Origin of the sequence: Streptomyces coryli (genome assembly GCF_011044975.1) — a bacterium.
Taxonomy (GTDB): Bacteria; Actinomycetota; Actinomycetes; order Streptomycetales; family Streptomycetaceae; genus Streptomyces; species Streptomyces coryli.
This window is the reverse complement of the sequence record NZ_JAAKZV010000369.1, coordinates 1-5,608: the sequence shown is the minus strand read 5'-3', so window position 1 is coordinate 5,608 and position 5,608 is coordinate 1. Positions and strand designations below refer to the sequence as shown.

Genomic DNA, 5,608 nt, shown 5'->3' with positions numbered 1-5,608 from the left:
CCGCTACCCCTCCGTCCGGAACGCCCGCCGATAAGCCCCCGGCGTCGTCCGCACCGCCTGCTGAAAGCGCCGCCGCAGATTCACCGCCGAATGCAGCCCGACGCGCGTCGCGATCGACTCCACCGGCAGATCCGTCTCCTCCAGCAGCGCCCGCGCCGCGGCCACCCGCCGTGCCAGCAGCCAGCGCCCCGGGGTCGTCCCCAGCTCCGCCTCGAAGCGCCGGGCCAGCGTGCGCGGTGAAAGACCGGCCCTGCCCGCCAGTTCAGGCACCCCGATCGGCTCGGCTAGCCGCGCCTCGGCCCACTCCAGTACGGGCGCCAGCGACTCTCCGCCCGTCTCCTGCGGCGGCCGGTCGGCGTACTGCAGCTGGCCGCCCTCACGCTGCGGCGGCACCACCATGTTCCGCGCCACTTGCGCCGCATAGGCCGCCCCCTGGTCGCGGCGGACCAGGCTCAGGCACAGGTCGATGCCGGCGGCGCTGCCCGCGCTGGTGGCGATGTCGCCGTCGTCCACGTACAGCACGTCGGCGTCCACCTCCGCTGCGGGCGCGGCCAGGGCGAGGCCGGCGGCATGCCGCCAGTGCGTCGCGGCCCGGCGCCCGTCGAGCAGCCCGGCCTCGGCGAGCAGGAAGGCGCCGGAGCAGATGGCGGCGATCCGGGCCCCGCGGCGGTGCGCGGCGCGCAGCGCGTCGACGACGGCCGGGGAGGCGGGTTCGGCGGGGCGGTGTTTGCCCGGGATGATCACGGTGTCCGCGTCGGTGAGCGCTTCGAGGCCGTGCGCGACGTGCATGTCGTACCCGGCGAGGGTGGGGACGGCGCCGGTGTGCTCGGCGCAGACGCGGAAGTCGTACGGGACGGGAAGGTTGGATCTCGGGACGCCGAAGATCTCGGCGGCGAGGGAGAGTTCGAAGGTGGCCTGCGGTGGCATGACGAGGGCGACGACGCGATGCGTGCGCGTACGATCGCGGGCCCGGTCACCTTCGTGGTCATCAGCCATGGCGGAAAAGTACTCGCTGACGTCAGACCTGTCACTGGGTGCGGCCTCCCGTACCCGGGACGCTGGTGCCCATGACCGAGAAGAACGCGCAGGCAGACGCGCAGAGCCACGTCCAGCACCCCACCGACGAGATCCGGTTCGTCGCCACCGGCGCCCTCCCCTGGGAGGACGTCGGCCCCGGCGTCACCGTCCGCACCTTGCCCGCCACCCCGCACAATGAGGCCTGGATCGTCCGCTGGGCGCCGGGCGCCCGCTGGCCCGGCGTGGATATCCACGGGGGCGAGGAGCGCTATTACGTCCTCAGCGGCAGCCTCGTCGACGAGGGCCGGCTGCACCGCGAGGGCGACTATGTGGTCCTCGACAAGGGCACCAGCCACTCCCCGTACTCCGATACGGGCGCGACGCTGCTGGTCACGAGCACGCTCGTGTGAGCGGCGGGGCGGGCGGCACACCGGCCACCATTCCGCCCGCCCCGCTACCCTCGCATCCATGTCCGTGCAGCGTCAGGTCTCCAAGCCCATTGAACTGGTCATCTTCGACTGCGACGGCGTCCTCGTCGACACCGAGCGGCTCGCCGTCCGGATCGACATCGACGTCGCCCGCGAGCTCGGCTGGGAGCTGACCGAGAGCGAGGTCGTCGACCTCTTCATGGGCAAGTCCACCGCGTCCGTACGGGAGATCCTCGACGCCCGGCTCGGCCCGGCGAAGGCGGAGCTGTGGCAGCAGCGCTACCAGGAGCGCTTCGCGGCCGGGCTCGAGGACCTCGAACCCGTCGAGGGCGTGGTCGCCGCCCTCGACGCCGTCGCCGCCGCCGGGCTGCCCACCTGCGTCGCCTCCAGCGGCGGTCACGACAAGATGCGCCGCACCCTCGGCCGCACCGGCCTCTACGACCGCTTCGCCGGCCGCATCTTCTCCGCCACCGAGGTCGCGCACGGCAAGCCCGCGCCCGACCTCTTCCTGCACGCCGCCGAGCGGATGGGCTACGACCCGGCGGTGTGCGCGGTGGTGGAGGACAGCCAGTACGGGGTGCAGGCGGCGCGGGCCGCCGGGATGCGGGTCCTCGGCTTCGCGGGCGGGCTTTCCCCTGCCGACTGGCTGGCCGGCCCCGATACGGTGCTCTTCCACCACATGGACGAGCTGCCGGGGGTGCTGCGGGATGCGGCTGGCCAGTAACGCCGGTTACGAGGAGGAGGCGGACGACCTCGCCGCCCGCTACCAGAAGCGGACCTTCGCCGAGGCGCACGCGGACACCGACCTGCACCTCTTTCCCGTAACTCCGGCCCGGATCCTGGAGGTCGGCGCCGGTACGGGCCGCGACGCCGCGGGCCTCGCCGAGCTCGGCCACACGGTCACCGCCGTCGAGCCGACGGACGGCCTCCGCGCGCACGCCAGGCGCCTGCACCCCGGCCTCGGCATCACCTGGCTCGAGGACGCGCTGCCCGAACTCGCCGCCGTCACCGGCCCGTTCGACTGCATCCACCTCAACGCCGTATGGATGCACCTGGACGCGGCCGAGCGGCACCGCGGCATGCACCGCCTCGCGGAGCTCCTCGCGCCCGGCGGCACGATCCTCATGACGCTCCGCCACGGCCCGGTGCCGTCGGGACGGCGGATGTACGAGGTCAGCGGGGCGGAGACGATCGAGCTCGGCGCGGCGCAGGGCCTGGAGCTCGTGGAGCAGGCGGACTTCCCCGACTGGCGCCGCCGCCCCGGCGTCAGCTGGACGCGGGTGGCGCTGCGGCGGGCCTGAGCGGCTGTTGTAGAACGGCACCATGACGCCACCCGGGCCCGACGCCCTCCTCCCCGCCACCCGCCGCGCTCTCCTCCACCGCATCGCCACCGCGCAGACCGAGGGCCGCACGCCTTCCCTCGTCGCCGCGGTCGTACGGGACGGGGCCCTGGTGTGGGACGGCGGTCGCACCTGCGTCGACGGGCACGCGCCGGATACGGACACCCAGTACCGGATCGGCTCGATCACCAAGACCCTGATCGCCGTACAGGTGCTGCGGCTGCGCGACGAGGGGCTCGTCGACCTCGCCGATCCCCTCGAGAAGCACCTGCCGGGAACCCAGCACGGGTCGGCCACCCTCGCCCAGCTGCTCTCGCACACCTCGGGCCTGGCCGCCGAGCCACGCGGCCCGTGGTGGGAGCGGACGGACGGCGCGCTCCGCCCCGAACTCGGCGCCCTGTACGAGGACCGGCCCACCGTGCACCCGCCGGGCCGCCGCTTCCACTACTCCAACACCGGCTACGCCTACCTCGGCGCCCTCGTCGCGCAGCTCCGCGGCGCCCCGTACGAGGAGGTGCTGCGCCGTGAGGTGCTCGAGCCGCTCGGCATGGCCCGTACGACACCCGGCCCCGAGGCGCCGCACGCCGGCGGCTGGGCGGTGCACCCGTGGGCGGACGTCATGCAGCCCGAACCGCTCACCGAGACCGGCGTGATGGCCCCGGCGGGGCAGTACTGGTCGACCACCGCCGACCTCGCCCGCTGGGCCGCCTTCCTCGCCGCGGGCGACGACCGGGTGCTGTCCGCCGCCACCCTCGCCGAGATGCGCGAGCCGGCGGCGGCTCCGCAGGAGCGGGACTGGGACAGTTCGTTCGGGCTCGGCATCCAGCTGATCCGCGACCCGGCCCGCGACGAAGGCCGCGGGCGGCTGCTGGCCGGGCACTTCGGGTCGATGCCGGGCTTCCTCGCCGGCGTGCTGATCGATGTGGCGGAGGGCCTGGGCGCGGTGGCGCTGACGAACGTCACCTCCGGGCCCGCGATCGGGTCCCTCACCGCGGACCTGATCCGCATCGTCGCCGAGCACGAGCCGAAGATCCCCGACCCCTGGCGCCCGATGCCCGCCGCCGAGGCGGCGGACGCGGACCTGCTCGCCCTCACCGGCCCCTGGTACTGGGGCGCCAACCCCTTCGCCCTGCGCCTGCACGCCGACCGCGCCCTGGACCTCACCCCGCTCGGCGGCCGCGGCCGCGCCTCCCGCTTCCGCCCGGAACCGGACGGCACCTGGACCGGCCTCGACGGCTACTACACCGGCGAGACCCTCCGCCCGGTCCGTACCGAAGACGGCCGCGTCACCCATCTCGACCTGGCCACCTTCGTCCTCACCCGGCAGCCGTACGACCCGGAGGCGCCGGTGCCGGGCGGCACCGAGGGGTGGCAGGGCCTCTGAGTGAGAGGGGCGCAACCGGCTGTGCCATGCTCGGACCAGTACCTGGGAGGGGAGCCCGCATGACGAAGGACCAGGAGTTCGAGGGGCTGCGACCGCTGCTGTTCTCGATCGCGTATCGGATGCTCGGCAGTGTCAGTGAGGCCGAGGACGCCGTGCAGGACACCTGGCTGCGGTATGCGGAGACGACGACCGAGCCGAAGTCGGTCAAGGCGTTCCTGTCCACCACCATCACGCGCATCTCCATCGACGTGCTGCGCTCGGCGCGGGTGCGGCGCGAGGCGTACACGGGGACCTGGTTCCCCGAGCCGCTGCTGGAGGATCCGTATCAGGACCCGGAGCGGTCGGCCGAGCTCGCCGACTCCGTATCGGTCGCGGCGCTGGTGCTGCTGGAGCGGCTGAGCCCGCTTGAGCGGGCGGTGTTCGTGCTGCGCGAGGTGTTCGCCTTCGGCTATCCGCAGGTGGCGGAGGCCGTGGAGCGCTCGGAGTCGGCGGTACGACAGCTCGCGGTGCGGGCGCGACGGCACATGGACGCGGGCCGCCCGCGCTTCGAGGCCAGCCGCGAGGAGCAGGAGGAACTGGCGGCGCGCTTCTTCGCGGCACTGCGCGAGGGCGAGGTCGAGGGCCTGCGGAAACTACTCGCCGCCGATGTGCAGATGGTCGGCGACGGCGGCGGCAAGGCGCCCGCGCTGTCCCGCGTGCTCACCGGCCCCGACAGCGTGTCGAAGATGCTGGGCGCGGGCTTCTCCTGGGTCTTCCACATCGACATCACCTGCGAGCCCCAGGAGATCAACGGCCAGCCGGGCGCGATCTTCCGCGATCGGGATGGCAAGGTCCTCAACGTGGTCATCCTGGATGTGGCGGATGGCGGGATCCAGGCGGTCCGCGCGATCAGCAACCCGGACAAGCTGCGCCACCTCGGGGAGGTGGCCGACGCCTGGGCCCTCGACCGGGAGGTCAAGCAGCTGCGCCGGGATGCGGCTCACTCGCAGAAGCCGGTGGAGCAGCCGTAGCTTCCGGGGCTGGTCCCGCCTTCCTGGGGTCCTGGGGTTCCGGAGTCTCGGGGTCTCGGGGTCTCGGCGGCCACGCTTCGGACGCGCGCCGGTCGCGCCGCCGGCCTCCCGCTTGGTCCCGGTGCCGGTGGGAGGCTGGCTACGGTGAGAGTGGGTAGGGGGGTTGCTTGCCGCTGCCGGGTGACGGTTGTCCGGTGTTCGGGGGTGGGTGGCGTGGCGCGTTGGGCCGTCGCCGACTGGCTGGCGGCTGCGGTTCGGCACAGGGGTGCGGAAAAGCTAGGGGTTTGCCTAACGCTTAGGGCTCCCTTGTTACGTTAGGTAACCTTCAAGCTTTTCAGCAGGGGATGTCGAGGCCAGGGAGCCTGGCCCAGCCCGTAGCCGCCGAACGCCCTTGCAAGCCTGACCTCCGCTCCCGTAGACCCGCAGGCC

General features: G+C 73.3%; 6 protein-coding genes. 5 read left to right on the top strand and 1 reads right to left on the bottom strand.

Annotated features, from left to right (window positions below; translation table 11 throughout):
- Positions 1–3 precede the first annotated feature (3 nt).
- Positions 4–996, bottom strand: coding sequence for a GlxA family transcriptional regulator (locus tag G5C51_RS39460; RefSeq protein ID WP_165245339.1), 993 nt, complete (start codon positions 994–996; stop codon positions 4–6).
- Between the two features lie 71 nt (positions 997–1,067).
- Between G5C51_RS39460 and G5C51_RS39455 the strand changes: the two genes are divergently transcribed.
- From G5C51_RS39455 to G5C51_RS39435, 5 genes are read left to right on the top strand one after another with little or no spacing between them, the layout of a single operon-like run.
- A complete protein-coding gene (locus G5C51_RS39455; protein WP_165245337.1) occupies positions 1,068–1,427 on the top strand; it encodes a cupin domain-containing protein in 360 nt (119 codons plus the stop codon).
- Positions 1,428–1,485: 58 nt separating this feature from the next.
- The gene (locus G5C51_RS39450; RefSeq protein WP_165245335.1) at positions 1,486–2,169 is read left to right on the top strand and encodes an HAD family hydrolase; all 684 of its coding nucleotides are present in this window, start codon (positions 1,486–1,488) and stop codon (positions 2,167–2,169) included.
- Positions 2,153–2,746 carry a class I SAM-dependent methyltransferase gene (locus tag G5C51_RS39445; protein WP_165245333.1) on the top strand — a complete coding sequence of 198 codons (594 nt, stop codon included), beginning with the start codon at positions 2,153–2,155 and terminating at the stop codon, positions 2,744–2,746. The genes G5C51_RS39450 and G5C51_RS39445 overlap by 17 nt, the downstream gene beginning before the upstream one ends.
- 22 nt (positions 2,747–2,768) lie before the next feature.
- The gene (locus G5C51_RS39440; RefSeq protein ID WP_165245331.1) at positions 2,769–4,169 is read left to right on the top strand and encodes a serine hydrolase domain-containing protein; all 1,401 of its coding nucleotides are present in this window, start codon (positions 2,769–2,771) and stop codon (positions 4,167–4,169) included.
- A 59-nt stretch (positions 4,170–4,228) separates the two neighbouring features.
- The gene (locus G5C51_RS39435) at positions 4,229–5,179 is read left to right on the top strand and encodes an RNA polymerase sigma-70 factor (RefSeq protein WP_165245329.1); all 951 of its coding nucleotides are present in this window, start codon (positions 4,229–4,231) and stop codon (positions 5,177–5,179) included.
- The last annotated feature ends 429 nt before the right edge of the window (positions 5,180–5,608 follow it).